The following is a 25,649-nucleotide window of genomic DNA, read 5'->3' as shown; positions in this document are numbered from 1 at the left end:
GCAAGCTTAGGTAGGGCGGGACAGCCTGTCGAGGCGGGCGCTGGCTATTCGGCGGGCTCGCCGAGCGGCGATGTCCCACCCCCTGGGCGCCCACGCGCCTCACGACCGACGCGTGGGTGAATCCGGCAGGCCAGCAGCGACAGGCAGAATGTCACCGCGCCGCCGACCACGAACACCACAGGCAATTCGAACACCCGCAGAAGGACCGAGAAGACGCCTGGCGGAACGATGTCGGCGACATCGCGGTAAGTCGAGTAGACGGTCGTCATCTCGGCCCGCTCGTGCCGGCGCACCGCGAACAGGAACAGCATGTTGCCGCCGGCGTCGATGGCGCTCATGCCCAATGCCGCGCAGATGATCAGCGCGACGCTGATCCAGGGATGCCCCCAGAACGCCGCGACCAGTACCGTCGTGATCGCTGCCAGCATGAAGCCGGCCATGAAAACCCGCCGGATGCCCTCGCGCCGCACCAGTTGGCCCGACAGCGGGGTCAGGAACAGGAAGCTGGTGCCGACCGAGACGATCGCTCCGCCGACCTCGGGGCCCAAGCCGCTTTTGACCGCGTAGATCGGAACATAGATGAAGAACACCACCCACCACACGTTGCGGCCGGTGGTCATAACCCAGGCGAGCCGCAGGCGCGGTTGCGCGAAGTAGCGTCGGACATAGGCGAGCGGCGTGGGCACCGGCACCGCCTTCTGCACGACCGCCGGGTTCTCGGTGATGCGCAGGAACCAGAAATACCCCAGCGCGACCAGCGCCACCCCGGCCGAGGCAATGTACGGCACCTCGCGCCCCATGTGCTCGCCCAGCCACACGCCGAGGAACGGGCCAGTGCACCACGCCGCCGCCGAGTAGAACAACCGCATCGGCTCCGACCGGCTCAGGTCCTTCTTGGCGATGAAATCGAGAATGTAGAGGCTTAGGCACACCGTGACGGCGACTGTGCCCACGGCCCGCACCACCATGCCCGCCATGAAGCCCTCGAACACCGGCACCACATAGAAGACCGGTGCCAGAGCGAGACCGAGAAACCCGATCGAGTACACCCAGCGCCGGGCTGTCTGGCGGACCAGCCAGGGGATGCACAGGCTGGTGGCCAGCGCACACAGGCTGGCCCCGAAGAACACCGAACTCACGCCCTCCGCGTCGCCGAGAAACCGAAAGGCCTCGATCGGCAACACGGTCGACAGCAACGCCCGGGCGAAGGATTCCAGTGCGAACAGCACCGCGAATGCTTCGGCCCCGGGCGCGCCCAGCCGCTTGAAGAAGACGGGGCGTCCCAACTGCATGATGGAGCCAGCAAAATAAGGGTTTCAATCGGACCAGCATTAGGCGCTCGACCGCAGCGCTCGCCAAGAGATTTTGCGGCTTTCCGACGGCTATCGTCCGCCGGTTCGGCGCCGTGCCCGGATACCCCGCAACAACTCCTCGGCATAGGGCAGGATTTCGAACACCGCGATCGCCGACAGGACACCCGCAACGTACTCGACCGGCAGCGGTTCGGCCTTAAATCGCACGGCCCAGTCGGCCTGCTCCTGGCCCAGACCGATCAACGCCAACGCCTGCGGCCAGTGCAGGACCAGAACAAGGGACATCGCCATGAAGGGGATAACCGCGAGGTAGTTGTGTACATGCTGCTCGGTCGGGGTGATCTCACGCCGCCGCCAAGCGTACGCCAGGTCCCAGTGGGCCGTGACCTCATGCAGCACGAACGCAGCGATCATCACGGCGATGACCAAGGCGTTGACGTCCAGAAGCAGCCCCAGCAGCACCGGAGTGCCCGCCTGAACGAGCATCAGGATGTGAATCGCCGATTCCTTCCAGCCGCTCGTCTCGGCGATCCGGCTGGCCCGGTGGCACAGATAGTCGGCGAAGCCGGCAACCAGCCAGATCGGCATGACCACATAGAGCAGGTACAGCCTCGTGGCCGTCTCAACCGTCATGATGTCCATCCCCGGATTCCGGTAGGCTTGCTGGTTCCTGAACCGCATCGGGCGACGCGGGTTCCGGCGGCCCGCTACCCCTCGTCGCAGCGCCGCGACGTTGCTATCGTTTCGGCAACGGCGCGCTCGACGCACCGAACCAGGGAGGACACCGAATGCTGCGCGGCCTGATGATGGATCGCCCGTTGCTGATCTCCAGCATCATCGACTTCGCGGCGGAGATCCGCTCCGACACCGAGATCGTCTCCGCCCGCGTAGAAGGTGATGTGCACCGCTACACCTACGTCGACTCGCGCCGCCGCATCGCCCAATTGGCGCGCTGGCTGCAGGATTACGGGATCAAGCCAGGCGACCGGGTGGCGACCCTGGCCTGGAACGGCTACCGGCATTTCGAGCTCTACTACGCGATCGCCGGCATCGGCGCGGTGTGCCACACCATCAACCCTCGGCTGTTTCCCGATCAGATCACCTACATCGTCAACCATGCCGCAGACCGGCTGCTGTTCGTCGATGCGACCTTCGTGCCACTGGTCGAGAAGCTGGCAGCGGGTTTGCCCTCGACGATGCGAACCGTGGTGATGACCGACCGCGCCCACATGCCCGACACCGCGCTCGAGGGCGTCCTCTGCTACGAGGAACTGCTGGCCGGGCAGCCCGAGACCATCGAATGGCCGGAGTTCGACGAGAACTCCGCCGCGGGGCTCTGCTACACCTCCGGCACCACCGGTAATCCCAAGGGCGTGCTGTACTCGCATCGCTCGACCATCCTGCATACCTTGGGTGTGCTGGCGGTCGCCGACGGCATCGGGCTGCGGCCGGGTCAGTCGATCCTGCCGGTGGTTCCGCTGTTCCACGTCAATGCCTGGGGCTTGCCCTACCTGATGCCGCTGACCGGCACCAAAATCGTGTTTCCGGGGCCGCGGCTCGACGGCCCCAGCCTGTTCACCCTGCTGGACCAGGAGAACGTGACCGCCGCCTGGGGCGTGCCGACGGTCTGGCTCGGCTTGGCCGCCGAGATGCGCAAGCAGGGCCGGGCCCCGGCCGGCCTGCAGGTGGTGCTGACCGGCGGGTCGGCAGCTCCCGGCCCGCTGATCCGCGAACTGGAGTTGAACTACGGCCTGAACATCACGCACGGCTGGGGCATGACGGAGATGAGCCCGGTCGGCTCGCTCACCGTGCTGAACGAGAAGATGCGCAAGCAGCCGCGCGAGGAGCAACTGCCCTACAAGGCGTCCCAGGGCCGCCGGCTGTTCGGCTGCGACCTGAAGATCGTCGACGAGGACGGCAAGCGCCTGCCACACGATGGCGTGGCGTTCGGCGAGCTGCTGGTGCGCGGCCCGGCCGTGATGTCCGCCTATTTCAACGACGACGACGCGAACGCCGCCTCGCACGACGCCGAAGGCTGGCTGCGCACCGGCGACGTGGCGCGCATCGACCCGGACGGGTTCCTGTTCATCGTCGACCGCACCAAGGACGTCATCAAGTCAGGTGGCGAATGGATCAGTTCGATCGACTTGGAGAATGCCGCCATCGGCCATCCCGCGATCCAGGAATGCGCGGTGATCGCGGCGTCCCATCCGAAATGGTCGGAGCGTCCGCTGTTGATCGCCGTGCTGAAGGAGGAACAGACGGCGACCGCGGAGGAGATCCGAAGCTTCCTCAGCGACAAGGTCGCTAAATGGTGGCTGCCCGACGACGTGCTGTTCGTCGACGATCTGCCGCACACCGCCACCGGCAAGCTGTCGAAGCTGCAGTTGCGCGAGCGGTTCAAGGACCATGTTCTGCCCACCATCGCGGAGCGGCCCGCCCCTTGAATGGACAGGCCGCTGGCTTGGACGGCGGAGGTGCGGTGGAATTCAGGGCCTATGAGCCGGCCGGCGGACCACCCGCACCGTTCCGCTATCACCTCCCCCGCAGTAGAAGCGGTCTCCACCGTCGGACTCCACCCCGGAGATGTTGGTTCCCGGCGGCATGTCGAGGCTTTGCAGGACCTCGCCAGATTGCGGATCGATTCGCCGCAGCTCGCTCTCGTTGGCTTCCCATGTTCCATGCCACAGCTCGCCATCGACCCAGGTGACGCCGGTGACGAAGCGATTGGACTCGATGGTGCGCAGAATGGCCCCGGTCCCGGGGTCGATCTGGTGGATCTTCCGATCGCGGTGCTGTCCGACCCAGAGGGAGCCTTCGGCCCAGGCGAGCCCGGAATCGCCGCCACCACCGGGCGCCGGGATCGTGGACTGCACCTCGCCGGTCGTCGGGTCGATCTTCTGGATGCGATCCTCGGCAATCTGGAACAGGTACCGGCCGTCAAAGGCCGTTCCGGCGTGAGCCGCGACATCGATCGTGCGCCCGATCTTGCCGCTCGCGGGATCGAGGGCGTTCAGCTTGTCGCCGGATGCGAACCAGATTTGACGACCGTCGCAGGTGACGCCGGCTACCTCGTCGACACCTTGAAATGGCCCGTACTCCTGAATGACGTCGGCTGCGGCTCGTTTCATCTGTCCAACCTCTCGGTTCGATTGACGGGCTAGACTTAGTGGCTCGGCAGCGGGGCCGGGAGTAACAAGGTTGTCGGGAAACCAGGCACCGGCGGGCTCATCCAACGACGCGCCCGCCCGCGACCGACCATTTGCACCCGCCCGGCCACCGCGAGCGCATCGAGAGCACGCTGAACGGTCCGCTGGCTGGTCCCAAGCGCAATCGCCAGCGCAGAACTTGACCAAGTTTCACCGTCAGCCAGCAACGCGAGCAGCGCCGCGTGCTCCTCCTCGACCGGCGGTACCAACACGACTACCCGCCGGCCGTCATTTGGCATCAGGACGAACCCTTGCTTGGTTGCCCGTACCCCGGCGAGCGCTCCAAGCTCCGTGCGAAGCCGGCCGATCTCCACCCGCAACCGCGCCCGGTGCGATTCGTCCACGAACCTCGCGCGGAACGCGCGTGCCAGCAGACCGTCCCGGGGCGCATCCCAGGGCCATGCCTCCGCCAGGGTTCGCACGAGCGCGAACAGCACCGGTCGGGTCGCGAGCGATACCACCACGTCGGCATCGCGCACGACACAGCGGCATGCGTCCACGACCAGCGCATCCGATGCCAACAGCGCCTCGACCTCGTCTAGCCGCAGCAGTCGTTCCTCGCCCTGCGCGATCAGGCGGGCCGCAGGCGTGCTGAGCGCCAGCGATGCGCTATCGACCTCCGCGATCAGGCCATGAATACCGGCATGGCGGGCGGCATCCATGGCGCGCGCGAGCGCGTCGCGCGCCGGCGTGGTCGCCAGTCGCCGCATTGCTATGCCCGCAACAACCAGTTCGTAGCCGACCCTGGACGCGGGCGGCAACCGGCCGGGATCGAGTGCTGCCAGCGCTTGCTCGGCCTCGTCGAGCCGGCCGATCAGCAGCAGGCGCCGGGCCGCAAGATATCCTGCATGGTCGGCGTTCCCCCGGTCGCCGTGCCTCAGGAGTGTCACCCGTGCTGCATCGAGATCCTTTACAGGCCATCCCAGGTCGCGTGAGACCAGCGCGATCTCCGCCTCGGCAACCACGCACCGCGCACGGGCCACTGGCTCCTTGGGGCCAAAGCCTCGCGCCGCATCCCGCAGGAGGGTCTTTGCCCGAGCCATTTCGCCAAGCTGCGCCATCGCGACACCGCGAAGCGCCAGCGCAGGAGCATCATCACGCAGGGCCACTCGATTCAGTGCCCCTAGTGGATCTCCGGACGCCAGAGCCCGTGCCGCCGCCGTGATCAGCGAGTCCATCGAGTTCCCGACACAGTTGTCACATCCATGGCTCAGCGCCCGGACCGAACCAGTCGACAACCACCAGCCAGTCCGTCGCCGAGAACGCCACAAACGCGGTCGCGCGCACAGGAGGGGTCGCTTTCGGGGTGGCCTGCTCGGCGCCACGAGACCGACACATACTGAGGATCGACCTGATGATGACGGCCGTCGTGACCGCCGTCGCCCGCCAGCGTCCGGATCAGCCGCGCGTCGGATCCTCCGAGACCTGAATCAACTGCTTGCCGAAGTTCTCGCCGCGTAGCAGGCCGATGAAGGTCTTAGGGGCGTTCTCCAGGCCGACCGTAATCGACTCCCGATACTTGATGCGCCCCTCCCGAAGATAGCCACCAACTTCTTTCATAAACGCCTTGTGGCGGTTACCCCGGTCCGAGACGATGAAGCCCTGGATCTTCAGCCGATCGGTCAGAACCCGGCGCATCAGCGCCGGCAGGCGGTCGGCATCGCCGCCGACCGGGCCGGTGTTGTACATCGAGATCATGCCGCATACCGGAATCCGTCCAAACGGATTCATGAGCGACAGGGCGGCATCCAGGGTCGGCCCACCGACATTCTCGAAGTAGACGTCGATCCCGTTCGGGCAGGCCGCCTTCAGATCGTCGCGCAGCGTCGCCGAACGGTGACTGACGCAGGCGTCGAAGCCGAGTTCGTCAACCACATAGCGGACCTTCTCGTCCGGTCCGGCGACGCCGACGGCCCGCGCGCCCTTGATCTTGGCAAGCTGGCCAACCACCGAGCCCACAGCCCCGGACGCCGCCGACACCACCACCGTCTCGCCCTCCTGCGGTTCGCCGATGTCCAGCAGGCCGACATACGCCGTCAGGCCGGGCATGCCCATCACGCCGACCCAGGTCGACAGCGGCGCCAGCGCCGGATCGAGCTTGCGCACGCCGTTGCCGTCCGAAACCACATGGCTCTGCCAGCCGAACATGCCGAGCACGAAGTCACCCTCGGCATATCCCGGGTGGTTGGATTCCATCACCTGGCCGACGGTACCGGCGCCCATCACCTCGCCGATTTCCACCGACTTCGCATAGGATCGGGCGTCGTCCATCCGGCCGCGCATGTACGGATCGAGCGACAGCCAGATGATCCGGACCAGCATCTGCCCCGGTCCGACCGCCGGCAGTTCGGCCTCGGCGATATCGAAGTTCTCCGCCGTCGGCTCGCCCTTTGGGCGCTTGGCGAGGCGGACTTGCAGGCTCTTCATCGGATCTTCCTCGTCGTGGTTCAAACGGCTCGGTTCAGGCGCGCAGGTCCTCGCGAATCAGGTCGGAGGCTTTCTCGCCGATCATGATAGAAGCGGCGTTGGTGTTGCCGGATACCATGGTCGGCATGATGGATGCGTCGGCGATGCGCAAGCCCTGCAGACCATGAACGCGCAGGCGGGCGTCCACCACCCCTTCCGGCCCCGGTGCCATCCGGCACGTGCCGATCGGGTGGAACGCGGTGTTTGCGGTGCGACGGATATGGTCGAGGATGTCCGCATCGCTGCTGATGCCCGGCCCCGGGTCGACTTCCTCGCCTCGGAATTCATCCAAGGGTGCCGCGTTGCCGAGCCGGCGGATCAGCTTGACGCCGTCGACCATGGTCTGCTGGTCTACCGGATCCGACAGGAAGTTGAAACGGATCTCCGGGTGCTGCCTGGGGTCGGCCGAGCCGATGTGAATCGAGCCCAGGCTTTCCGGTCGCAACTGGTAGCAGGTCAGGGTCATCCCCGGCCACGGCTGCAGGCTGCGACGCGACGCGTCGCGGATGACATACGGCATCACATGCATCTGGATGTCCGGGCATTCCAGGTCCGGCCGCGTCTTCAGGAACCCGAGCAGCGGCGCCGAGGGCAGGGCCAGAAAGCCACGGCGGGTCGCGAGGTAGCGCATCGCCTGCCAGACCTTTCCCAGGCCGGCGATGCGATCGTTGTACGACAGGCCCCGCTGCTTGAGCCGCCAGTATACGCGGGCGTTGATATGGTCACGCAGATGCTCGCCGACGCCCCGCAGTTCATGGCGAACGGCAATGCCGTGTCGAGCAAGCACCTCCGGGCGACCGATCCCCGATAGTTCCAGCAGCTGCGGCGTGGCCACGGCGCCGGACGATACCACCACCTCCCGCCCGGCCCTCGCTTCGAGCGTGCGGCCGTGCTGTTCGTAGGCGACGCCGACGCAGCGGGTGCCGTCGAACAGGAGTCGGGTGGCATGCGCATCGGCCACGATACGCAGGTTCGGGCGGTTGCGTGCCGGCTTCAGGTAGGCCACCGCAGCGCTCATCCGGCGGCCGTCACGGATCGTGGTCTGAGTGCGGACCACGCCCTCCTGGTCGGCGCCGTTGTAGTCCCGGTTCCGCTTCAGGCCGATGGACTCGGCGCCGGCGAAGATCGCTTCGTACAGCGGGCTCTGGTCATACGCCTCGCAGACGTGCAGTGGGCCGCCCTGCGAGCGCCAGTCGTCGGCGCCGTGTTCGTAGTTCTCCATCCGCTGGAAGATCGGCAGCACATCGTCGAAACTCCAACCGCGGTTTCCGAACTGCGCCCAGGTGTTGTAGTCGATCGGCTGGCCGCGAACGTAGACCAGCCCGTTGATCGACGACGACCCTCCGACAACGCGGCCGCGCGGCACCGGAATCGGCCGGTTGGCGGTTCCCTCCTCGGGGATAGAGCGGTACCGCCAATTGGCAGTCGGGTGATCGATCAGCAGGCCGAACGACATCGGCAGGGAGGTGTAGGGATGGCTCGCCGCTCCCGCCTCCAGCAGCAGCACCTTGAGCTTCGGATCCTCGGTCAAGCGTGACGCCAGGGCGGATCCGGCGGACCCGGCACCAACAATAACGAAGTCGTACGTCTCGGCCTGATCCACGCCCCGTGCTCCCTTATGCCCGCAACTCTGGCGGTTGCTGCCTGGCCGACGATTGTGCACCGCGGTACCGCCTCGGTCTCGACCGAACTTCCGGACGAGAGCGGTTCCTCATCAGAAACAGTTCTCCTTTCAGAAAACAGTATTAATACCAATGTGATAATCTAAGTTACTCACATTATGCACAAGGTTATCCCGATAACTTCGGACTCGGCCGAATCCATGATCATCCAACCACGCAGAATCCGATCATGTTCCGGCCTGCCGGTCTTCAGCGATGTCGCGGTCCTTCACACTCTCCATCACTACATAGGTGCTGGTGTGAGAGACGTGCGGCAGGCTCGACAGGCTTTCCCCCAGGCTGCGACGGTACGCCCGGATGTCTGCAGTGCGAACCTTCAGCAGATAGTCGAACCCGCCGGCGATCATGTGGCACTGCTCGACCTCCGGCAGCTTACGTACCGCCCGGTTGAACGCATCGAGCGCCGGTGTCGTGGTGTCACTCAGCGTCACCTGAACGAACGCAATGTGTCCGGCGTCCAGCCGCGCCAGATCGACCAACGCCGCGTATCCCAGAATGTAGCCGCGATCCTCCAGCCGACGGACCCGCTGCTGGCAGGGACTTTTCGACAGCCCCACCCGTTCGGCCAGTGCAGTCATGGTGATCCGGCCGTCCTTCTGCAGTTCTGTGAGGATTTTACGGTCAATCCGATCCAAATCGTCTGTCATGACTTACACTGCCATCCATTTCGTCCGCTAGAATGAATTAATTCAGGATGAACGCCTGGAAAACAACCGCGAACGATAAATCCACGGCCCTGAACTGCGCTAGGATGACCACACAACAGCAGGCGACGACGAGGTGGGCCATGCGCGACGATACCGACACGCTCTCCGAACTCCGGCGGTCGATCGCCGCCCACACGCTGGCCGATGAAAAAGCGACCCTCGACGGATTGATCGCCGTCGCCGATCTGGACGACCGAGTCCGGGCGACCATCTCCGCCGATGCGGCGCGCCTGGTGCGGGCAGTCCGCAGCAGCACCAAGCCCGGCATCATGGAGAGTTTTCTCGCCGAGTACGGGTTGAGCACCAAGGAAGGTGTCGCCCTGATGTGCCTCGCGGAAGCGCTGTTGCGGGTCCCCGACCGCTGGACCATCGACGCGCTGATCGAAGACAAGGTGGCCCCCGCCGACTGGGGCCGTCACCTCGGGCACTCCAGCTCCCCCCTTGTCAACGCCTCGACCTGGGCGCTGATGCTGACCGGGCGGGTCGTCGGCGGGCACGAGGACGAGGACCTTGCCGGCGCCCTGCACGGCATGGTGAAGCGGTTGGGGGAGCCGGTGATTCGCACCGCCGTCCGCCGCGCCATGCAGGAGCTCGGCAAGCAGTTCGTGCTCGGCCGAACCATCGACGAGGCCGCCGAACGGGCCAAGGGGATGGAGGCCAAGGGCTACACCTACTCCTACGACATGCTCGGCGAGGCGGCTCGCACCGAGGCCGACGCCCGGCGCTATCACATCGCGTATTCCCAGGCGATTGCGTCCATTGCCGCGCACTGCACGCACGGCGACATCCGTGCCAATCCCGGCATTTCGGTCAAGCTGTCGGCGCTGCACCCACGATACGAGTACGGCCAGAAGCCCCACGTGATCGACGACATCGTTGCCCGGACCCGCTCGCTGGCGCTGATCGCCAAGAGCGCCGGCATGGGGTTCAACATCGACGCCGAGGAAGCGGACCGGCTCGACCTGTCGCTCGACGTCATCGAGGCGGTGCTGTCGGATCGAGCGCTTGCCGGCTGGGACGGGTTCGGCGTCGTGGTCCAGGCCTACGGCCGGCGGGCCCGCTATGTGATCGAGTGGCTGTATGCACTGGCCGCCCGTCTCGACCGGAAGATCATGGTGCGGCTGGTCAAGGGTGCGTACTGGGACAGCGAGATCAAGCGCGCCCAGGTCATGGGGCTCGACGGGTTTCCGGTGTTCACCCGCAAGGTGTCCACCGACGTGTCCTACATCGCGTGCGCGCGAATGCTGCTGGGCATGACCGACCGGATCTACCCGCAGTTTGCCACCCACAACGCGCACACCGTGGCCGCCGTTCTGCGGATCGCCGGCGGCATCGACGGCTATGAGTTCCAGCGCCTGCATGGCATGGGCGAGGCGCTGCACGAGGCAGTGCGCAAGGAGAGCGGCGCCCGGTGTCGGATCTATGCTCCGGTCGGTGCGCACCGTGATCTGCTGGCCTACCTGGTGCGACGGCTGCTGGAGAACGGCGCGAACTCATCCTTCGTGAACCAGATCGTCGACGAACGGGTGAGTGCCGAGGAAATCGCGCGCGACCCGATCACAGCGGTCGGCGCTTTGGGGGCGAAGGTCGCCAACAGCCGCATCCCGCGACCATCCGCCATCTTCGGCGAGACTCGTCGCGGGGCGAAGGGCTGGGATCTGACCGACCCGGTGACTGTAGCCGAATTGGATACGGCCCGTGAACTGTTCCGGACCTCCAGTTGGTCCGCCGGGCCGATGATCGCGGCAAAGATCGCTGGTGCAGGCGCGAGCCACGATGTGCTGAACCCTGCCAATTCCGGTGACCGTGTCGGCGCGGTCACCGACGCAACGGCCGAGCAAGTGTCGGCTGCCGTTGGAGCGGCGAGCGCCGCCCAGCCGGACTGGGCCGCCCTGCCCGTCGACGAGCGCGCCGCCTGCCTCGATCGGATCGCCGAACTGTACGAGGCCAATGCCCCCGAACTGTTCGCACTGGCCTGCCGAGAGGCCGGAAAGACCCTGCTGGACGGCGTATCGGAAGTCCGCGAGGCCGTAGACTTCTGCCGGTACTACGCGGCGGAGGCGCGCCGACATGGCGACGGCGCCCGGCCGCCGTGCGGGGTGTTCGCCTGCGTGTCGCCGTGGAACTTTCCGCTGGCGATCTTCACCGGGCAGATCGCCGCTGCCCTGGTGACCGGCAACGCCGTTGTCGCCAAGCCGGCCGAGCAGTCGGTGCTGATCGCGGCCCGCGCGGTCGAGTTGATGCGCGAGGCGGGCGTGCCGGGGGCGATCATCCAACTCGTACCCGGCCCGGGCGAGACCGTGGGCTCCGCCCTCGTCGGCGACCCGCGGATCGGTGGTGTCTGCTTCACCGGATCGACCGACACCGCCCGACGCATCCATCAGGCCCTGGCCGCGGCGACCGGCCCCGATACGCCGCTGATCGCGGAAACCGGCGGCCTCAATGCCATGATCGTCGACTCTACCGCCCTACCTGAACAGGCGGTGCGCGACATCGTCGCCTCGGCGTTCCAGAGCGCCGGCCAGCGCTGCTCCGCCCTGCGCATCCTGTACGTCCAGAAGGATGTCGAGGAGCGGGTGCTGGAGATGCTGTACGGCGCGATGGATGCGCTGCGGATCGGCGACCCGTGGGACCTGTCCACCGACGTCGGCCCGGTGATCGACCGCGACGCCCAACGCGACATCGAAAGCCACAGCACCGCCATGGAGGCGGCCGGGCGCCTGCTGCGCCGTGTCACGCTGCCCAAGGAGGCAGCATCCGGCAGCTTCGTACCGCCAACAGTATTCAAAGTCGACGGCATCGGCGGGCTGGAACGCGAGGTGTTCGGGCCGATCCTGCACGTCGCGACCTACGAGGCCGTGCACCTCGACCGGACCCTGAACGCCATCAACGCCGCCGGCTACGGCCTGACCCTGGGCCTGCACACCCGGGTCGACAGCCGGGTGCAGCAGGTAATCGACGCTGCCAAGGTCGGCAACCTCTACGTCAACCGCAACCAGATCGGCGCGGTCGTCGGCTCCCAACCGTTCGGTGGCGAGGGTTTGTCGGGTACCGGCCCGAAGGCCGGCGGCCCCTACTACCTCGACCGGTTCCGGCAACCCGCACGGACACCGACCTCCGGCTCAACAGCATCTGCACCTGCCACCGTGACTGCCGACTCGCTGAACCGGGCCATCGATGGCGTCAAGACGGACGGCTGGTCGACCCGTACCGACCGCCTGGCCGTCCTGAGGCGGGTAGCCGCCGGCCTGGACACCAACACTCGTCCGGTCGTTAAAGCCGCGATCGCTGCGGCTGAAGCACTCGATCTCTCTCCGGTCGACCTGCCGGGGCCAACCGGCGAGAGCAACCGGCTTTCCCTGCACCCGCGCGGCACGGTCCTGTGCCTTGGCGACCTTGGGAGCGGGAACGCAACCACGCTGCTCGCCCAGGCCGTGCTGGCCCTGGCGTTCGGCAACGCCGTCGTGGCAATCGCTCCCGGCGCGGCTTCGGCGGTATCGACCCTCAGGGCCGCCGGGGCACCGGTCACGGCGATCGACGGGCGCGTCGCACCTGCGTTGCTGGAAACCTGCCGGCCGTTCGACGCCCTGGTCGCAGACGGGCCGAGCGGTGCGTTGGTCGAAGCGCGCCGGGCGCTCGCCGGGCGGAACGGAGGGGTCGTGCCTCTGGTGATCGGGCATGCCGACCCGCACCGCCTGCTGGTGGAACGGGCGCTCTGTGTCGACACCACGGCGGCAGGAGGAAATGCTCAGCTTCTGGTGTCAGCGGCGGAGTGACCGTTCGAGGATGCAGGAGGCTCGGCGTACCGGTAGTCGCCAACCTACGGCCGCGGGTCCATCAGCCGGGTGTCGTAGGCCCGTGGCATCAGGCCCGACTGGAACCACAGCACGAATGAATAGATGCTGAACACCGGCACGCCGAAGGCTCGGCGGAGGTCGGCGGCGTAAGGCACCATGTTGGTACACTCCAGCACGATCGCGCCGATATCCGGATGCGACTGCAGCAGCGTCCGCCCGGCGTCCAGCAGATCCAACCGCGACATCTCGGTATCGAGCGTAAGCTCGTTGCCCAGGATTGCCCTGGTGAACTCCCGCCCGCCCTCGGTGCCGACCACCGGCGTGTCCAACGCCACACCGGCCGCCGCCAGATGAGCCTCGGTCAGGGTGTCCTTCGACACCGTGATCACCCCGACGCGCTTGCGTTTCGGCAACAGCGCCTGAACCGTCGGGATCTGCATCAGCGACGAGGTCGCGACCGGTACTCCGACCGCATCGGCGATCTCGCGCTGGAACAGCGACAGGAACCCGCAATTGGTCGTGATTCCGTCAGCGCCGGTGGCGACCAGATCCTTCGCCGCCTCGATGAACGGCTGCAACAGCCCTTCGGCCCGGTTGCGCACCACCCGATCCGGCGAGGCGCCGCGCACCACCCGATAGTGCACCGGAAACGGCCAGGTGAGGGCGTTGCCCATGTCACCCGGTACCCGCGGGAACCGCGCCTCCAGCATCAGGATCCCGACGGCCGCGCCGAACACCGCCTTTCCGCCGCCTTCGACCGTCGATCCGGCCGCCGCCCGCTCCATCGATCAACCCTCCGGTCACGCCCGACGGAACGCTATCCGGTTCACCGGGTGACGCAAGCGAAACGCAAAACGAAAGAGGCCCGGCTTGCGCCGGGCCTCTCGCTTCAGTCTGGATTCGGCGTTCAGGACTTCGGCTTGGCGTCGCCGACTTCCTTGTAGTTGCCCTTGGTCCACTCGTACCAGGTGTAGTCCGCCGTCGTGCGGTCGCCCTGCTTGTCGAACGACAGCGGGCCGATCACCGACGAGAACTCACCGCTGTGCAAGGCAGCCTGGACCTTCTTGGAGTCGATGGAACCGGCCTTCGTCACCGCCTGGGCCCAGATCTGGATCGCGGCATAGGTGTAGAGGGTGTAACCCTCCGGATCGTAACCCTCAGCCTTGAACTTGTCGACGATCGTCTTGGCTTCCGGCTTCGCACGGGGATCCGGCGCGAACGTGAAGAGCAATCCTTCGCCGGCATCGCCGGTGATCGACCAGAACTCCAGGGTGTTCAGCGCGTCGCCGGACAACACCTGGGCGTTCAGGCCCTGCGAGCGCATCTGCCGGACAATCAGGCCAAGCTCGGTGTGGTAGCCGCCGTAGTACAGGGCGTCGATGCTGGCAGCCTTCAGCTTGGTCACGAACGCCGAATAGTCACGCTCGCCCGGATTGACGGTCTCGTACAGAGCGACTTTGCCACCGGCCTTCTCGAAAGCGGCCTTCGTCAGGTCGGCCAAGCCCTTTGAGTACGCCTGCTTGTCGTGCGCGAACGCGACGGTCTTGCCTTTGTAGTGCTTGGCAAGCCATGCACCGGCAACGTCGCCCTGCTGGTCGTCGCGACCGCAGGTCCGGAACACGTTGGCGAAACCCTGTTCGGTGAACTTCGGATTGGTCGACGCCGGGGACATCATGAGGATGCCCTCTTCGTTGTAGACCGCCGAAGCCGGAATCGACGAGCCCGAGCAGAAGTGCCCGGCAACGAACTTGATCCCGTCATTCACGAACTTGTTGGCGACAGCCACCGCTTCCTTGGGGTCGCACCGGTCGTCACCGATCGACAGCACCAGCTTCTCGCCAAGCACGCCGCCGGCTGCGTTGATGTCGCGAACCGCCGCCATTGCGCCCTTCTGCATCTGTTCACCGAACGACGCATACTGACCGGTCATCGGACCGGCGGTCGCGATCTTGATTTCCGCGTGGGCGCTGGCGGCCGTGAGACCCAACAGCGCCGCAGCCGCGGCCGTGACCATGTACCTCTTCATCTGCGAAGTCTCCTCTATCGATCGTCTTCGTTACTTCGGCACCGGGCAGCAGCCTGGAAGACGCAAGCTGCTAGTCGGTCGCCGTCTTGGCGTGAGACGCACCGCCAAAATCCGTTCCAGGAATCGCTTGCCAGCTCAACAGGCCGGTTCGCTCATACAACCATGGATACTGCGACACCATCATGTCCACCTGGTTCCATCGGAACGCCAGCGCGGCAACTGCCAGGAACATGACAAGCGCAATTGCAAATCCCATTGGATCCATAAGCGAGGCCTCACGCAAGGCGAACAGCAGGAACCGGTCGGCCATGGCGATCAAAAGCGCGTAGGCCAATGCGACCCTGATCGACCGCCAGCCGCGCGCCGCCGCCTGTCCTGCCAACCAGCTGCACAGCCCGAACACGATCGACAGGATGATGAACACCGGCACCGACTTCGAGAAGATCGCTTGGTCCATCACGCGTGTCCTCCCTCAAGATAAGCCGCCTTGACCTCGGGGTTCTCCAGCAGTTCGCGCCCGGTACCCGTCATCGTGATCTGGCCCGTCACCAACACATAGCCGCGGTGCGCCAGCCGAAGCGCATGATGCGCGTTCTGCTCGACCAGCAGAACGGTCATCCGGCGTTGGCTGTTGATACGGTGGATCGCCTCGAAGATCTGCTTCACCACCAGCGGCGCCAGACCAAGCGACGGCTCGTCGAGCAGCAACAGCGTCGGCTCGCTCATCAGCGCCCGGCCGATTGCCAGCATCTGCTGCTCACCGCCGGACAGGGTTCCGCCCCGTTGACCTTCGCGCTCCTTCAGTCGCGGAAACAGTTCGAACACCGTGGCGAGATTGTCGTCATAGCGCTCCGGATCCGCCGTCAGCGCACCCATCCGCAGGTTCTCCAGGACACTCATCCGCGGAAAGATCCGCCGTCCCTCCGGCGAACAGGCGATGCCGCGCCGCACGATGGTGTCGGTCCGATCGGCGGTGATGTCCTGGCCATCGAAAACGATCTGGCCGCGTCGAGCCGGCGACACGCCGCAGATCGTCATCAGCAGGGTCGACTTACCGGCGCCGTTCGCCCCGATCAGGGCGACGATCTCGCCCTCGTCGACGTGCAGGTCAACGCCCTTCAGGGCCTCGATCGCGCCGTAGAAGGTGTGCACTCCCTCGATGCGGAGCATCACGCCACCTCCTCTTCGCCGAGATAGGCGGCGATCACGCGAGGATCGCTTTGAACCTCCGCCGGCGTGCCGTCGGCGATCTTCTTGCCGTAGTCGAGGACGATAACGTGATCGGAGATCTTCATGACCACGCTCATGTCATGCTCGATCAGCAGCACGCCGATGCCCTTCTCCTTGCGCAGCAACAACAGCAACTCGTTGAGCTGTCCGGACTCCCGAGGATTGAGGCCGGCCGCCGGCTCATCCAGACAGAGCAGCACCGGGTCGGAGCACATGGCGCGGATGATCTCGAGCCGCCGCTGCGCCCCATAAGGCAGGTTGCCGGCCTGCCAATCCGCCAGGTCCACCAAGTCCGCCAGTTCCATGTAGTGTCGGGCTTTCTCCACCGCGGCATCTTCGGCATGCCGGTAGCTCGGCAACCCCAGCATCCCCGAAACCGAGTACCAACTGGCCCGCATCAGGTTGGTGTGCTGCGCCACCAACAGATTCTCCAACACCGTCATGCGCGGGAACAGCCGGATGTTCTGGAAGGTCCGGGCAACCCTGGCATCCCGGCCGATCCGGTATGCCTCCAGCCGTTCCAGCAGGAAGCGCCTGCCATCCGCCTGCTCCAGCCGCAGCCGTCCGACGGTCGGCTGATAGAAGCCGGTCAGGCAGTTGAACATGGTGGTCTTGCCGGCGCCGTTCGGTCCGATGATGCCGGTGATCTCGCCGTCCCAGGCCGTGAAGCTCACATCATCGACCGCCGTCAGGCCGCCAAAACGCATGGTCAGATGCTCGACCGAAAGAAGCGCTCGCGTCATTCTGCCGCCTCCCCGGCTGCAGCCACCGGTCTCGCGGACGGACGTCCCGGTCCCGGCGGTGGCCGATTGGCCAGCAAGACCGACGGCTCGCGATGCGACAGCAGGCCCCGCGGTCGCCAGATCATGATCATGACGAGGCCGGCTCCGAACGCGACCATGCGGTATTCAGCCAGGTCTCGGAAAACCTCCGGCAGGCCGATCAGCAGCAACGCAGCGATAGCGATACCGACCAGCGAGCCCATGCCGCCCATGACGACGATCGCCAGGATGATGGCGCTTTCGATGAACGTGAAGCTCTCCGGACTGATGAAGCCCTGGCGGGTGGCGAAGAACGCACCGGCGAATCCGCCCCACGCCGCCGAGATCCCGAACGCCGCCAACTTGATGGTCGTCCGGTTGATCCCAAGCGAGGCGCAGGCAATGTCGTCCTCGCGCAACGCCTCCCAGGCACGGCCGATCGGCAGCTTGCGGATCCGCACCGTGAACAGTGCCACCAGGGCCGCCATCACCACGATCAGGTAGTAGAGGAAGATGATCCGGTGCTCGGACGAGTACTCCAATCCGAAATACTCATGGAACGGAGGCAGCCCGTCGGAACCGTTCCTCGTCATCGATGCCAAGCCGAAGAAGTCCGGCCGCGGGATGCCCGAAATGCCGTCCGGGCCATTCGTCACGTCGTACCAGTTGATCAGTACGATCCGAACGATCTCGCCAAACCCGAGGGTGACGATCGCAAAATAGTCGCCACGCAGCCGCAGCACCGGGAATCCGAGGATCAAACCGAACGAGGCCGCCAGCAGGCCGGCGAACGGCAACGCAAGCCAGAAGCTGATGCCGAGATGCTGCGCGGCCAGTGCATAGGAGTACGCCCCGACGGCATAGAACGCGACGAAGCCGAGGTCCAGCAGGCCAGCGTAGCCAACAATGATGTTCAGCCCCCAGCCGAGCATGACGTAGGTCACGATCAGGGTGGCGACATCGATGACATAGCGATTCGAGAACGGCAGGAACGGCAGCGTCAGTGCGAACACCACGGCGAGTGCCGCAAATACCTTCACCAGCTTGCGGACCTGCTCACCGATGGCCTCGGTGCGCGCGTCGCGATCGGCCTTGGTCATCGAGGAGTTTCGCTGGCTGACCTGCACAACCGCGCGGATCGCCAGAATCGCGCCACCGACCCCGGTCAGGAACGACAGCGTGTATGTCGGCGTGATCGCCGGCCAGGAGATGATGCCCAGCAAATGCGCCATGCCGTCGCGGAACAGGTCGAGCAGACCAATCAAAGCGGCAATTCCGCCGCCGATTGTGACCCAGGTCTCCCGGCCCGGGGTCCGCAGCAGGATGATCCCGAAGCGACCGAGCACCAGCATCACGACGATGAAGACGGTAGACCCCCAGCGGCTGGCCAGCTGCAGTCCGCCGACATCGTCGATGGTCTGGTAGGTCACCAGGGGCACCGTGAGGGCCAGCCCGGCCAGCGCGGTCAGACAGAGTTCCTTGAGCACCGACTCAACCCCGGGCCGAGCAGCCTCAACAGTCGCAGTGCTCATGTCACACCTTCTCGACTTCGGGGCGGCCCAACAGACCCTGTGGCCGGAAGATCAGCACCAGGACCAGAATCGAGAATGCCGCAACGTCCTTCCATTCGCTGGAAAAGTACCCGGCCCACAACGCCTCGATCAGCCCGATCAGCAAACCGCCAAGCATCGCGCCCGGAAGCGACCCGATGCCCCCGAGCACCGCAGCGGTGAACGCCTTAAGTCCGGCCAGGAATCCGAGGAAGAAGTCCACAACGCCGTAGTACAGCGTGACCATCACCCCGGCGACCGCCGCCAATGCAGCACCCATGACGAATGTCATCGATACCGTACGGTCGACGTTCACGCCGAGCAGCGCCGCCATGGTCTTGTCCTGCTCGCAGGCACGCTGCTGCCGCCCCAGCGACGTGGTGTTGATGAACTGGGTGAAGCAGACCATCAGCACGACCGTCGTCACGACGATCATGATCTGCAGGTACGACAACTGAACGGTGAATCCACCGTCGTCCATGATGGTGAAGCCGCCCTGCACCATCGGCGGCACCGGCTTGTTCCGGGCGCCCTGAACCAACTGCACGTAGTTCTGCAGGAAGATCGACATGCCGATTGCCGAGATCAGCGGCGCCAGCCGGAAAGACCCGCGCAGCGGCCGATAGGCCACACGCTCGATCGTCCAGCCATACGCGGCCGTGATCAGCATGGTGAACAGCAGGACCAACAGAATCGCGACGACGAGCGGGGCGTTGGACAGGGCGGTGAATGCGATCACCGCCACGAACGCCGCGATCATATAAATCTCGCCATGAGCGAAGTTGATCATGCCGATGATGCCGTAGACCATGGTGTAGCCGATCGCGATCAATCCATAGATCGACCCCAGCGTCAGCCCATTGATCATTTGCTGAATCAGATACGCCATATACCCCCATCCGGCGGCTCGGTTACTCAGGGAGCGCACTCACTGCCGGCCCAAGGGCCGCCGGTGGCTGCGTTCTCGTCCGGTCCGAACCTGCCTGTCTTGAGCGCCTGTTCCGTCGCGCACCGCGGTTTTCACGATGACTCGACGCACCTCCTTTTAATCCAGCCGGGTCCCGGGATAAAGCGGGCATCGGACGGATCATCCAATAATTGCGTGACGAATAATTAATTGGATACCACTCCTGCTTCAGCATACCGTTGTAGAAGGGATTCCAGCGGCTTGCCGAAAGCAGGCGCGGCGACAGTCAGGGAGGGTACTATGCGGAAATTGATGGCAGGTGCGGCGGTGGCGGTCGTGCTCGCAGCGGCGCCCGTCGCTCCGGCAGCGGCAGATCAGATCACGACCAAGACCCTTGCCTATACGTTCGTGCTCGCCCTGGCCGGCACGGCTGCCGGTGCGATGCTGGTGCCGTACGCCGCGCCAGTCGCCGCACCGTATGTGGCCGGGGCGTACGCCACGACAGCCACCGCGGTGAACGGGGCGGTAACCGGTCTGGGCGGCTTGTTGCTGACGGAACCCCGGATGACCGGTGCTATCCTGGGCATGGGCGCGGGCCTGATGAGCGGCCTGTACTACTTCACCGAGTAGGGCGCTAGAGACAAACCCTCTCGTCATCCACAGACCGATTTCCTGACCGTCGGGCGCGAAACGCGCACCAGCCAGTTGCGGGGGCACGGCATGCATTTTCGCTACCTTCTTTCGGCGTGCTTCGCCGTGTTCGCTGGAGCCTTGTGCAGCGCTCCGGCCCTGGCATCTGACCTTGGCAGCCAGCACCAGGGGAGATTGAACACCCTATCCCGACAAGTCCCGCTGCCAGCTGGCCAGTGGACGGTCGTCGGCCATGCGACCAACCAGTTGGTCAGCGGTGCACCGGGCGCGTTCGGCACGATCCAGAACACAATCCTGGCCCGCAAGGTGGACGGCAGGGTCGACGGCCTCATCGAGATCAACGTCAACCGGCTACCGGTCGACAACGGATGGGGATCGGCCAGCGCGTGCAATGCCAAGGACGGCCTGGCAACCGTTGCGTTCTACAAGACCGGTGTCGATGGCTTCTGCCTGTTCGTCCAGCCCACGGAATTGGGAGCTCCCAACGCTCCGGGGCCCCAAGCCTGGCAAACGGCTCGGCCTGTGCTCCACGAGGGAGCGTCACCACCGACCGCCCTGTGGCTGACGGTCGGCTTTCGGGTTTCGGACCGGCGGGACGTACTCGACGTGCGATACCATTTCGACCCGAGCCAGTTGAATCTGCAGCCGGTACCGCTTCAAGACTGGAAACTGGAAGCGGTCCTGAAGGCGCCAGACCGCTATGCGGCGGTCAACCAGCTGACCTCATGGGGCGGGCTGGCGGCTGGGCTGGTTCAGGATGGCTTCTGGAACAGCCTGTCCGAGCAGACCGCCAGCGCCGCACTGCCGAACCCTTGGGAGGTTGCGGTGCCGGCCGACGCCGCGAATGCCCCCCCACCGACCGCCGCCACCGGTCGCGTGAGCGCGACAGCGCGAGTCGATGCATTGGACAAGCTGCTGGCGTCAGGTGCCATCAGCGCCGCCGATCACGCCGCCTACCTCAAGGCAATCAACGACGAGAGTGCCAAGCCCCCGCCGAATCCGGACGACTACTACCGGTTGCTGGGCTTCAAGGTGATCTCGTTCAATTTCTTTCGGGTCTCTGTCGACTACATCCTGGCGTTCGTAGTTACGGTCGACTCTCTGATTTCAGGCTATATTACAGCCACCATCGTGGCGACGCACAGTGTCGCCCAGGTTTTCAACGACATGTGGTGGGATAATTACATCGCCACTCAGGCCAACAGCAACACGGTCGACTTCGTGTATATCGGCTCGCAGGCGGAGGGCGTGTCTTGAACCGGCCCAACAGAGCAATAAGCGCGCTCCTCGGCGCACTTGTCCTGGGTGTGGCAACGTTTGCGGGAACCGTCCAGGCGCAGACCGTCGGCACGGTCGTCAAGGATATCGTGGACGTGGCGGGCAAGCAGGTGCCGCTTCCTCCAGGGGACTTTACCGTCCTGGCCGTCGACAACGTGCCGGCCCGAATCAAGAAATCGGGAGCCGAAAGCGAACGCCTCGATCTCGGGCCGGTTCGACTGGTTGTGCTGGGGCAGATCAAGGACGGGCGGATGGCCAATGTGGTCCAGATCGCCGCCAACCTGATCCAATATCATGACGGTTGGGGTATGACCGAGGACTGCACCCGGTCCGACCTATACGCAGCCGTCACCCAGTACAAGAGCGGCTGGGACGTCTCCTGCCTCTATCTCAAACCATTGGCTGTCACCGGCGATGCGGAGGCACCGGGGGGCGAGGCGCTCAGGCAGTTCGCCCAGGGCTCGAGTGTCGATGTCAGCGATTTCTGGCTGGTCGCGGGCCTGCGTATCGCAAACCGGCGAGACGTCGTCGACGTCCGGTACCACGTTGATCCGGCAACCCTCGGCGCAGCGGCAACCGCTGCAGAGGCCGCATCCTGGGCGCCGGAGTCAATCGAGCAGCATCCCGCCCGGCTGGCCATCGTAAAGGATCTCGCTGCGTGGGCCGGGCTGATGGCGGAACCACTGGATCAGGGGCTGAACGGTCGACTGGCGGCTACGTCGTTTCCCGGTATGCGCAATGCGGCGGCGGTTGCGCCCGATGACGCCCGGCGCGCTGCCCAGATCGCTTCGCTCGACAAGCTGCGGGATGCCAAAGCGATCGATGATGCCGAGTATCAGCGCCAGAAGGCGATCATCGCCGCCGGCGCCACGGCGGCTGCCGCCGGTGAATGGACTTACGCACAGGTTGCCGGTTGGAAAGCGTTCACGTATCGCGTGGTCGTGACGACGATCAATGCCGGCATCGACTACATATTCATCGGTCGACCTTTTGCCGCCGGCGTGCTGGTCATTCTGCAGGTCGTCGTAAACACCACGAAGTTCTTCTTCCATGAGATGATGTGGCAGGAACTGCTGGGCATCGGGCCGCTGCAGCGGGACGGTCCGAACATCATCGAGTTCGGGCGGATCGTAACCGCTTCATCCGGTTAAGGGGACCGCCCGACCCGAATACTGTGCTGCCAACGCCGGCATGGGCAGACAGGACCGGTGGACAACGCTAGTCTCGGCTGCATGGCTGATCCCATGCTCGCCTTCATCTCGGAGCCACTGGTCGATCCGAAACGGATCGGAGCGCTTCTGGGTGTCATAAAGCCTGAGGCCCTGCATCGCACGATCGACGCGTTCCGCGAGGCGATCGAAGAGCGGGCAGCCCAGATCCGGGTTGCCCTATCGGACGGCCAACACACCGACGCCATACGACTCGCGCATTCCATCAAGGGCGTGTCGGTGAACTTCGGTGCGGCCAGGCTCGGCGCGATATCATCGAAGATGGAGTCGCTGTTGAATGACGGCAACATCGCCGCCGCTGCAACTCTTGTCGATGACCTGGAGGATATCGCCCGAGATACGGCGGCCGCCTTGGATCGCGTACAGGATGAAATCGGCAAGAGCGCCGAGCGCGACTAGCCTTTCAAGGTGCCGCGTAGCGCCGCCAGAACCTCGGCTCGCTTACTGCGCATCGTCGCCGGCGGGATCGGCACTGATTTTAGCCACATCTTGAGACGGTCCACCGCGCCGTGGACCCCCTCGTCCTTCAGCACATAGTCGTCGCAACCCGCCTCGAAGCACGGGATCAGCGTGGACGGGTCACGCGAGGTGGTCACCACCAGGATCGGCATTCCCTCCTGGCCGATCTTCCGCGCCTCTTCGATGAACTCGATCCCGGCGTCGCTCTTGTAGTCCTTGAACCGCCGGTACACGCCCAGATCAACCACGCACGCCGCTATCGTCGACGTCCTCAGAACATGCAGGGCATCATAAACGTTGTTCGCGCTGACCACGTTGTCGTTGACGTCGGTCGCCAGTCCCTGGAACAGCAGCACCTGAACCGCATCGTCCTCCAATAGGAGGATCGTACGCTTCTTGACACTCATTCCCGTGGAACGGCGGTGCCTGGCAAACCCGCCTTCGCTCGATACCGCCCCGACCTGACCAGCCTGAACTGCGAGTTGCCGATCGTCACGGCAGCCAGTCGGCGATCACGAACGGCACGCGTTGCCGTGGAACTTCCGGATGATGCCACGCGTACACGGTTTCAGCCGCTTCGTAGGCCACACGCTCATCGGCACCGGCCTCTTTCAAGGCGGTGTACGCTCGGGTAACCGCCAAGTGGCAGGCGGCGGTTACGGGGCAATTCGGCTCGACCATAGTGACCGATTCCTCGCTCAGTGCTTCTTCTTCAGCCGGACGCCGAACAGTTCGAGATGGTGATCGACCAACTCGAAACCGAGGTCCCGGGCGATCCGCTTCTTCAGGTCCTCGAGTTCCTGGTTGAAGAACTCGATCACCTCACCGCTCTGCACATCGATCATGTGGTGATGGTGGTCTTCCGGACCCGACTGCTTCTCGTAGCGCGCCCGGCCATCGCCGAAATCGCGCTTCGAGACGATGCTCATCTCTTCGAACAGCTTCATGGTGCGGTAGATCGTGGCCATGGATATGGAAGAGTCGATCGCCTTGACGCGGTCGTACAACTCCTCGGCATCCGGGTGATCCTCGGAGTCCGAAAGGACCCGCGCGATCACCCGACGCGGTTCGGTCATCCGAAGCCCCTTCTCGGCGCACAGCGCCTCGATCCTGGACAGCACCCCGATCTCGTCCACCACTCCGCCTTCGACGGTCACTGTTCCGTCCTCAGTTGACGCCGATACTCTGGATGATCTCGGCTTTACCGCGGGTCATGTCGAACTTCAGACGTTCCACCGTCTCCAGATCCGTCCCGGTCACGCGAACGAAGCGCGCGTTGGCCGGATAGTCGATCGAATGGATCGCGCCTACGTCGTATAGCCCGGCCACCCCCGGGGTCAACCGGTAGGTCTTGTCGTGCTCGATCGCCGCATCGCCGGCACCGGAGCTGCCGTCGACCCGACGGTACTCGCTCATCTCGGTGTACTCGGTCGCCTGGCCATAGATCGCCCAGGACGAGCCGTGGTCATGCGGCGGTGACTTGCGGGCGTCCTTGTTCACATGCGCAAGAACCACGAAATCGAAATCGGGATCACGGTAGATCTGATGCGTGCCGTACTCGGCATCCGGGCCGCAGACCGATTGGACGAATTCGTCGTTCTTGAGCAGGGCTTCGAGGTTGCGCCGGATCGTCTCCTTGCCGCCACGGCCGGGATCCGCCTTGAGTGCAGCGTTCGCGTCCTTGCAGAACTGCTCGAACGTGTAGGCCATCTCCACTCCTCCAGTCGTCGCGTTTGCGTTGATCGCCAATTTACGCCAGCGACCTTACGAGGACAACGCCGCCCGGTCGACCCCACCCGCTTCAGGAGGCCAGCAAGCTTTCCATCCGATCCCGGTACGCCTCGATCGGTGAGACAACCAGGCCGTCGACCTTGCCGGCATCGTCCCACTCCCTCAGCCGCAAGGCGGCCGAGAGGTGCGGGTCGGCCGCGAACACCTGGACCTCCTGCGGTGACATCGGCCCGCCCTGATGCGCCAGCGTGTGCGTGGACGCGGCCGACAGCCCGGCCGCATAGTCCGGATCGACCGCCACCCGGTAGCGCTTCGCGGCCACGTGCATGCGCACCGGCGCCACCACGCTCTCAGGAAAGTGCCGGGCCAGAAACGCGGCCCCGCCAACGTCGTGCCGGTGCACGCCAAACGCGTCATCCGGATCCTCGATCAGATGCCCGACATCGTGCAGCAGGGCGGCGATTACCAACGCATCACCGGCCCCTTCCCGCTCGGCCAGCGCCGCGCATTGCAAGCCGTGTTCGGCAACCGAGACGTCCTCGCCGTACGGCTCGCTGCCACGGGTGGCGAACAGGTCCAGGATATGATCGACGATAGCTGTCATGACGACACGATAGCGCAGGCGAATGGGCGGGTCGACGATGGCGCGAGCC

25 protein-coding genes are annotated in these 25,649 nt (G+C 65.1%); 6 read left to right on the top strand and 19 right to left on the bottom strand.

Annotation, left to right across the window (positions count from 1 at the left end; genetic code table 11):
- Nucleotides 1-44: 44 nt before the first annotated feature.
- Together RIC54_RS00245 and RIC54_RS00240 are read right to left on the bottom strand one after the other, a co-directional pair.
- Nucleotides 45-1,292: an MFS transporter gene (locus RIC54_RS00245; protein ID WP_350097971.1), complete on the bottom strand. Its 1,248-nt coding sequence runs from the start codon at nt 1,290-1,292 to the stop codon at nt 45-47.
- Nucleotides 1,293-1,382: 90 nt separating this feature from the next.
- Nucleotides 1,383-1,946, bottom strand: coding sequence for a hypothetical protein (locus RIC54_RS00240; protein ID WP_350097973.1), 564 nt, complete (start codon nt 1,944-1,946; stop codon nt 1,383-1,385).
- 155 nt (nt 1,947-2,101) lie between these two features.
- Here RIC54_RS00240 and RIC54_RS00235 point away from each other — a divergent pair, with 155 nt between their 5' ends.
- Nucleotides 2,102-3,760, top strand: coding sequence for a long-chain-fatty-acid--CoA ligase (locus tag RIC54_RS00235; RefSeq protein WP_350097975.1), 1,659 nt, complete (start codon nt 2,102-2,104; stop codon nt 3,758-3,760).
- Nucleotides 3,761-3,802: 42 nt separating this feature from the next.
- Here the strand turns inward: RIC54_RS00235 and RIC54_RS00230 are convergent, their stop codons facing one another.
- The 5 genes from RIC54_RS00230 to RIC54_RS00210 form a co-directional block, all read right to left on the bottom strand.
- Nucleotides 3,803-4,444 carry a Vgb family protein gene (locus RIC54_RS00230; RefSeq protein WP_350097977.1) on the bottom strand — a complete coding sequence of 214 codons (642 nt, stop codon included), beginning with the start codon at nt 4,442-4,444 and terminating at the stop codon, nt 3,803-3,805.
- A gap of 35 nt (nt 4,445-4,479) precedes the next feature.
- On the bottom strand, nt 4,480-5,700 hold the full coding sequence (locus tag RIC54_RS00225) for a hypothetical protein (protein ID WP_350097979.1): 1,221 nt from the start codon (nt 5,698-5,700) through the stop codon (nt 4,480-4,482).
- Nucleotides 5,701-5,920: 220 nt separating this feature from the next.
- Nucleotides 5,921-6,949, bottom strand: coding sequence for an NADPH-dependent curcumin/dihydrocurcumin reductase (gene curA / locus RIC54_RS00220; protein ID WP_350097981.1), 1,029 nt, complete (start codon nt 6,947-6,949; stop codon nt 5,921-5,923).
- Nucleotides 6,950-6,983: 34 nt separating this feature from the next.
- Entirely contained in the window at nt 6,984-8,591 is a 1,608-nt protein-coding gene (locus RIC54_RS00215) for a GMC family oxidoreductase (RefSeq protein WP_350097983.1), read from the bottom strand.
- 246 nt (nt 8,592-8,837) lie between these two features.
- Complete coding sequence (locus RIC54_RS00210) at nt 8,838-9,317, bottom strand: Lrp/AsnC ligand binding domain-containing protein (RefSeq protein ID WP_350097985.1); 480 nt, start codon at nt 9,315-9,317, stop codon at nt 8,838-8,840.
- Nucleotides 9,318-9,457: 140 nt separating this feature from the next.
- On the opposite strand from RIC54_RS00210, the gene putA reads away from it, so the two are divergent.
- Nucleotides 9,458-13,153 carry a bifunctional proline dehydrogenase/L-glutamate gamma-semialdehyde dehydrogenase PutA gene (gene putA, locus RIC54_RS00205; protein ID WP_350097987.1) on the top strand — a complete coding sequence of 1,232 codons (3,696 nt, stop codon included), beginning with the start codon at nt 9,458-9,460 and terminating at the stop codon, nt 13,151-13,153.
- 44 nt (nt 13,154-13,197) lie between these two features.
- Here the strand turns inward: putA and RIC54_RS00200 are convergent, their stop codons facing one another.
- From RIC54_RS00200 to RIC54_RS00170, 7 genes are all read right to left on the bottom strand, one after another.
- Nucleotides 13,198-13,959 (bottom strand): aspartate/glutamate racemase family protein, encoded by a 762-nt coding sequence (locus RIC54_RS00200; RefSeq protein WP_350097989.1) that lies wholly within the window; start codon nt 13,957-13,959, stop codon nt 13,198-13,200.
- A 122-nt stretch (nt 13,960-14,081) separates the two neighbouring features.
- Nucleotides 14,082-15,200, bottom strand: coding sequence for a branched-chain amino acid ABC transporter substrate-binding protein (locus RIC54_RS00195; protein ID WP_350097991.1), 1,119 nt, complete (start codon nt 15,198-15,200; stop codon nt 14,082-14,084).
- Between the two features lie 70 nt (nt 15,201-15,270).
- A complete protein-coding gene (locus tag RIC54_RS00190) occupies nt 15,271-15,657 on the bottom strand; it encodes a DUF6867 family protein (RefSeq protein ID WP_350097993.1) in 387 nt (128 codons plus the stop codon).
- Nucleotides 15,657-16,370: an ABC transporter ATP-binding protein gene (locus tag RIC54_RS00185; RefSeq protein ID WP_350097995.1), complete on the bottom strand. Its 714-nt coding sequence runs from the start codon at nt 16,368-16,370 to the stop codon at nt 15,657-15,659. Before RIC54_RS00185 ends, RIC54_RS00190 begins: the two co-directional genes overlap by 1 nt.
- Complete coding sequence (locus RIC54_RS00180) at nt 16,370-17,173, bottom strand: ABC transporter ATP-binding protein (RefSeq protein ID WP_350097997.1); 804 nt, start codon at nt 17,171-17,173, stop codon at nt 16,370-16,372. The genes RIC54_RS00185 and RIC54_RS00180 overlap by 1 nt, the downstream gene beginning before the upstream one ends.
- Nucleotides 17,170-18,723, bottom strand: coding sequence for a high-affinity branched-chain amino acid ABC transporter permease LivM (gene livM, locus RIC54_RS00175; protein WP_350097999.1), 1,554 nt, complete (start codon nt 18,721-18,723; stop codon nt 17,170-17,172). The genes RIC54_RS00180 and livM overlap by 4 nt, the downstream gene beginning before the upstream one ends.
- Nucleotide 18,724: 1 nt before the next feature.
- Entirely contained in the window at nt 18,725-19,630 is a 906-nt protein-coding gene (locus tag RIC54_RS00170) for an ABC transporter permease subunit (RefSeq protein WP_350098001.1), read from the bottom strand.
- Between the two features lie 318 nt (nt 19,631-19,948).
- Between RIC54_RS00170 and RIC54_RS00165 the strand changes: the two genes are divergently transcribed.
- From RIC54_RS00165 to RIC54_RS00150, 4 genes are all read left to right on the top strand, one after another.
- Nucleotides 19,949-20,278, top strand: a complete 330-nt coding sequence (locus RIC54_RS00165) for a hypothetical protein (protein ID WP_350098003.1) — start codon at nt 19,949-19,951, stop codon at nt 20,276-20,278.
- A gap of 90 nt (nt 20,279-20,368) precedes the next feature.
- On the top strand, nt 20,369-21,556 hold the full coding sequence (locus tag RIC54_RS00160; RefSeq protein ID WP_350098005.1) for a hypothetical protein: 1,188 nt from the start codon (nt 20,369-20,371) through the stop codon (nt 21,554-21,556).
- On the top strand, nt 21,553-22,728 hold the full coding sequence (locus tag RIC54_RS00155; RefSeq protein ID WP_350098007.1) for a DUF2061 domain-containing protein: 1,176 nt from the start codon (nt 21,553-21,555) through the stop codon (nt 22,726-22,728). The genes RIC54_RS00160 and RIC54_RS00155 overlap by 4 nt, the downstream gene beginning before the upstream one ends.
- 81 nt (nt 22,729-22,809) lie before the next feature.
- Nucleotides 22,810-23,205, top strand: coding sequence for an Hpt domain-containing protein (locus tag RIC54_RS00150; protein ID WP_350098009.1), 396 nt, complete (start codon nt 22,810-22,812; stop codon nt 23,203-23,205).
- Here the strand turns inward: RIC54_RS00150 and RIC54_RS00145 are convergent.
- The 5 genes from RIC54_RS00145 to RIC54_RS00125 all read right to left on the bottom strand — a co-directional run bounded on the left by RIC54_RS00145 (nt 23,202) and on the right by RIC54_RS00125 (nt 25,600).
- Entirely contained in the window at nt 23,202-23,672 is a 471-nt protein-coding gene (locus RIC54_RS00145) for a response regulator (RefSeq protein ID WP_350098011.1), read from the bottom strand. The genes RIC54_RS00150 and RIC54_RS00145 overlap by 4 nt on opposite strands.
- Nucleotides 23,673-23,757: 85 nt before the next feature.
- Complete coding sequence (locus RIC54_RS00140; RefSeq protein ID WP_350098013.1) at nt 23,758-23,946, bottom strand: hypothetical protein; 189 nt, start codon at nt 23,944-23,946, stop codon at nt 23,758-23,760.
- 17 nt (nt 23,947-23,963) lie between these two features.
- The gene (locus RIC54_RS00135; protein WP_350098073.1) at nt 23,964-24,386 is read right to left on the bottom strand and encodes a Fur family transcriptional regulator; all 423 of its coding nucleotides are present in this window, start codon (nt 24,384-24,386) and stop codon (nt 23,964-23,966) included.
- 46 nt (nt 24,387-24,432) lie between these two features.
- A complete protein-coding gene (locus RIC54_RS00130) occupies nt 24,433-24,975 on the bottom strand; it encodes a hypothetical protein (protein WP_350098015.1) in 543 nt (180 codons plus the stop codon).
- 91 nt (nt 24,976-25,066) lie between these two features.
- A complete protein-coding gene (locus RIC54_RS00125) occupies nt 25,067-25,600 on the bottom strand; it encodes an HD domain-containing protein (protein WP_350098017.1) in 534 nt (177 codons plus the stop codon).
- Nucleotides 25,601-25,649: the final 49 nt, after the last annotated feature.

Source organism: Thalassobaculum sp. (assembly GCF_040219215.1).
Lineage (GTDB): Bacteria > Pseudomonadota > Alphaproteobacteria > Thalassobaculales > Thalassobaculaceae > Thalassobaculum_A.
Note: the sequence above shows the minus strand (reverse complement) of the source record. Positions and strands in the feature narration are given on the sequence as shown.

What these genes read in the sequence shown, in the direction of transcription:
- RIC54_RS00190 (WP_350097993.1), bottom strand. Translation starts at nt 15,657, where the DNA reads ATGGACCAAGCGATCTTCTCGAAGTCGGTGCCGGTGTTCATCATCCTG.
- RIC54_RS00225 (WP_350097979.1), bottom strand. Translation starts at nt 5,700, where the DNA reads ATGGACTCGCTGATCACGGCGGCGGCACGGGCTCTGGCGTCCGGAGAT.
- curA (WP_350097981.1), bottom strand. Translation starts at nt 6,949, where the DNA reads ATGAAGAGCCTGCAAGTCCGCCTCGCCAAGCGCCCAAAGGGCGAGCCG.
- RIC54_RS00140 (WP_350098013.1), bottom strand. Translation starts at nt 23,946, where the DNA reads ATGGTCGAGCCGAATTGCCCCGTAACCGCCGCCTGCCACTTGGCGGTT.
- RIC54_RS00145 (WP_350098011.1), bottom strand. Translation starts at nt 23,672, where the DNA reads ATGAGTGTCAAGAAGCGTACGATCCTCCTATTGGAGGACGATGCGGTT.
- RIC54_RS00240 (WP_350097973.1), bottom strand. Translation starts at nt 1,946, where the DNA reads ATGACGGTTGAGACGGCCACGAGGCTGTACCTGCTCTATGTGGTCATG.
- RIC54_RS00235 (WP_350097975.1), top strand. Translation starts at nt 2,102, where the DNA reads ATGCTGCGCGGCCTGATGATGGATCGCCCGTTGCTGATCTCCAGCATC.
- RIC54_RS00200 (WP_350097989.1), bottom strand. Translation starts at nt 13,959, where the DNA reads ATGGAGCGGGCGGCGGCCGGATCGACGGTCGAAGGCGGCGGAAAGGCG.
- RIC54_RS00195 (WP_350097991.1), bottom strand. Translation starts at nt 15,200, where the DNA reads ATGAAGAGGTACATGGTCACGGCCGCGGCTGCGGCGCTGTTGGGTCTC.
- RIC54_RS00160 (WP_350098005.1), top strand. Translation starts at nt 20,369, where the DNA reads ATGCATTTTCGCTACCTTCTTTCGGCGTGCTTCGCCGTGTTCGCTGGA.
- RIC54_RS00245 (WP_350097971.1), bottom strand. Translation starts at nt 1,292, where the DNA reads ATGCAGTTGGGACGCCCCGTCTTCTTCAAGCGGCTGGGCGCGCCCGGG.
- RIC54_RS00165 (WP_350098003.1), top strand. Translation starts at nt 19,949, where the DNA reads ATGCGGAAATTGATGGCAGGTGCGGCGGTGGCGGTCGTGCTCGCAGCG.
- RIC54_RS00185 (WP_350097995.1), bottom strand. Translation starts at nt 16,370, where the DNA reads ATGCTCCGCATCGAGGGAGTGCACACCTTCTACGGCGCGATCGAGGCC.
- RIC54_RS00210 (WP_350097985.1), bottom strand. Translation starts at nt 9,317, where the DNA reads ATGACAGACGATTTGGATCGGATTGACCGTAAAATCCTCACAGAACTG.
- RIC54_RS00230 (WP_350097977.1), bottom strand. Translation starts at nt 4,444, where the DNA reads ATGAAACGAGCCGCAGCCGACGTCATTCAGGAGTACGGGCCATTTCAA.
- RIC54_RS00130 (WP_350098015.1), bottom strand. Translation starts at nt 24,975, where the DNA reads ATGGCCTACACGTTCGAGCAGTTCTGCAAGGACGCGAACGCTGCACTC.
- RIC54_RS00180 (WP_350097997.1), bottom strand. Translation starts at nt 17,173, where the DNA reads ATGACGCGAGCGCTTCTTTCGGTCGAGCATCTGACCATGCGTTTTGGC.
- livM (WP_350097999.1), bottom strand. Translation starts at nt 18,723, where the DNA reads ATGAGCACTGCGACTGTTGAGGCTGCTCGGCCCGGGGTTGAGTCGGTG.
- putA (WP_350097987.1), top strand. Translation starts at nt 9,458, where the DNA reads ATGCGCGACGATACCGACACGCTCTCCGAACTCCGGCGGTCGATCGCC.
- RIC54_RS00125 (WP_350098017.1), bottom strand. Translation starts at nt 25,600, where the DNA reads ATGACAGCTATCGTCGATCATATCCTGGACCTGTTCGCCACCCGTGGC.
- RIC54_RS00170 (WP_350098001.1), bottom strand. Translation starts at nt 19,630, where the DNA reads ATGGCGTATCTGATTCAGCAAATGATCAATGGGCTGACGCTGGGGTCG.
- RIC54_RS00150 (WP_350098009.1), top strand. Translation starts at nt 22,810, where the DNA reads ATGGCTGATCCCATGCTCGCCTTCATCTCGGAGCCACTGGTCGATCCG.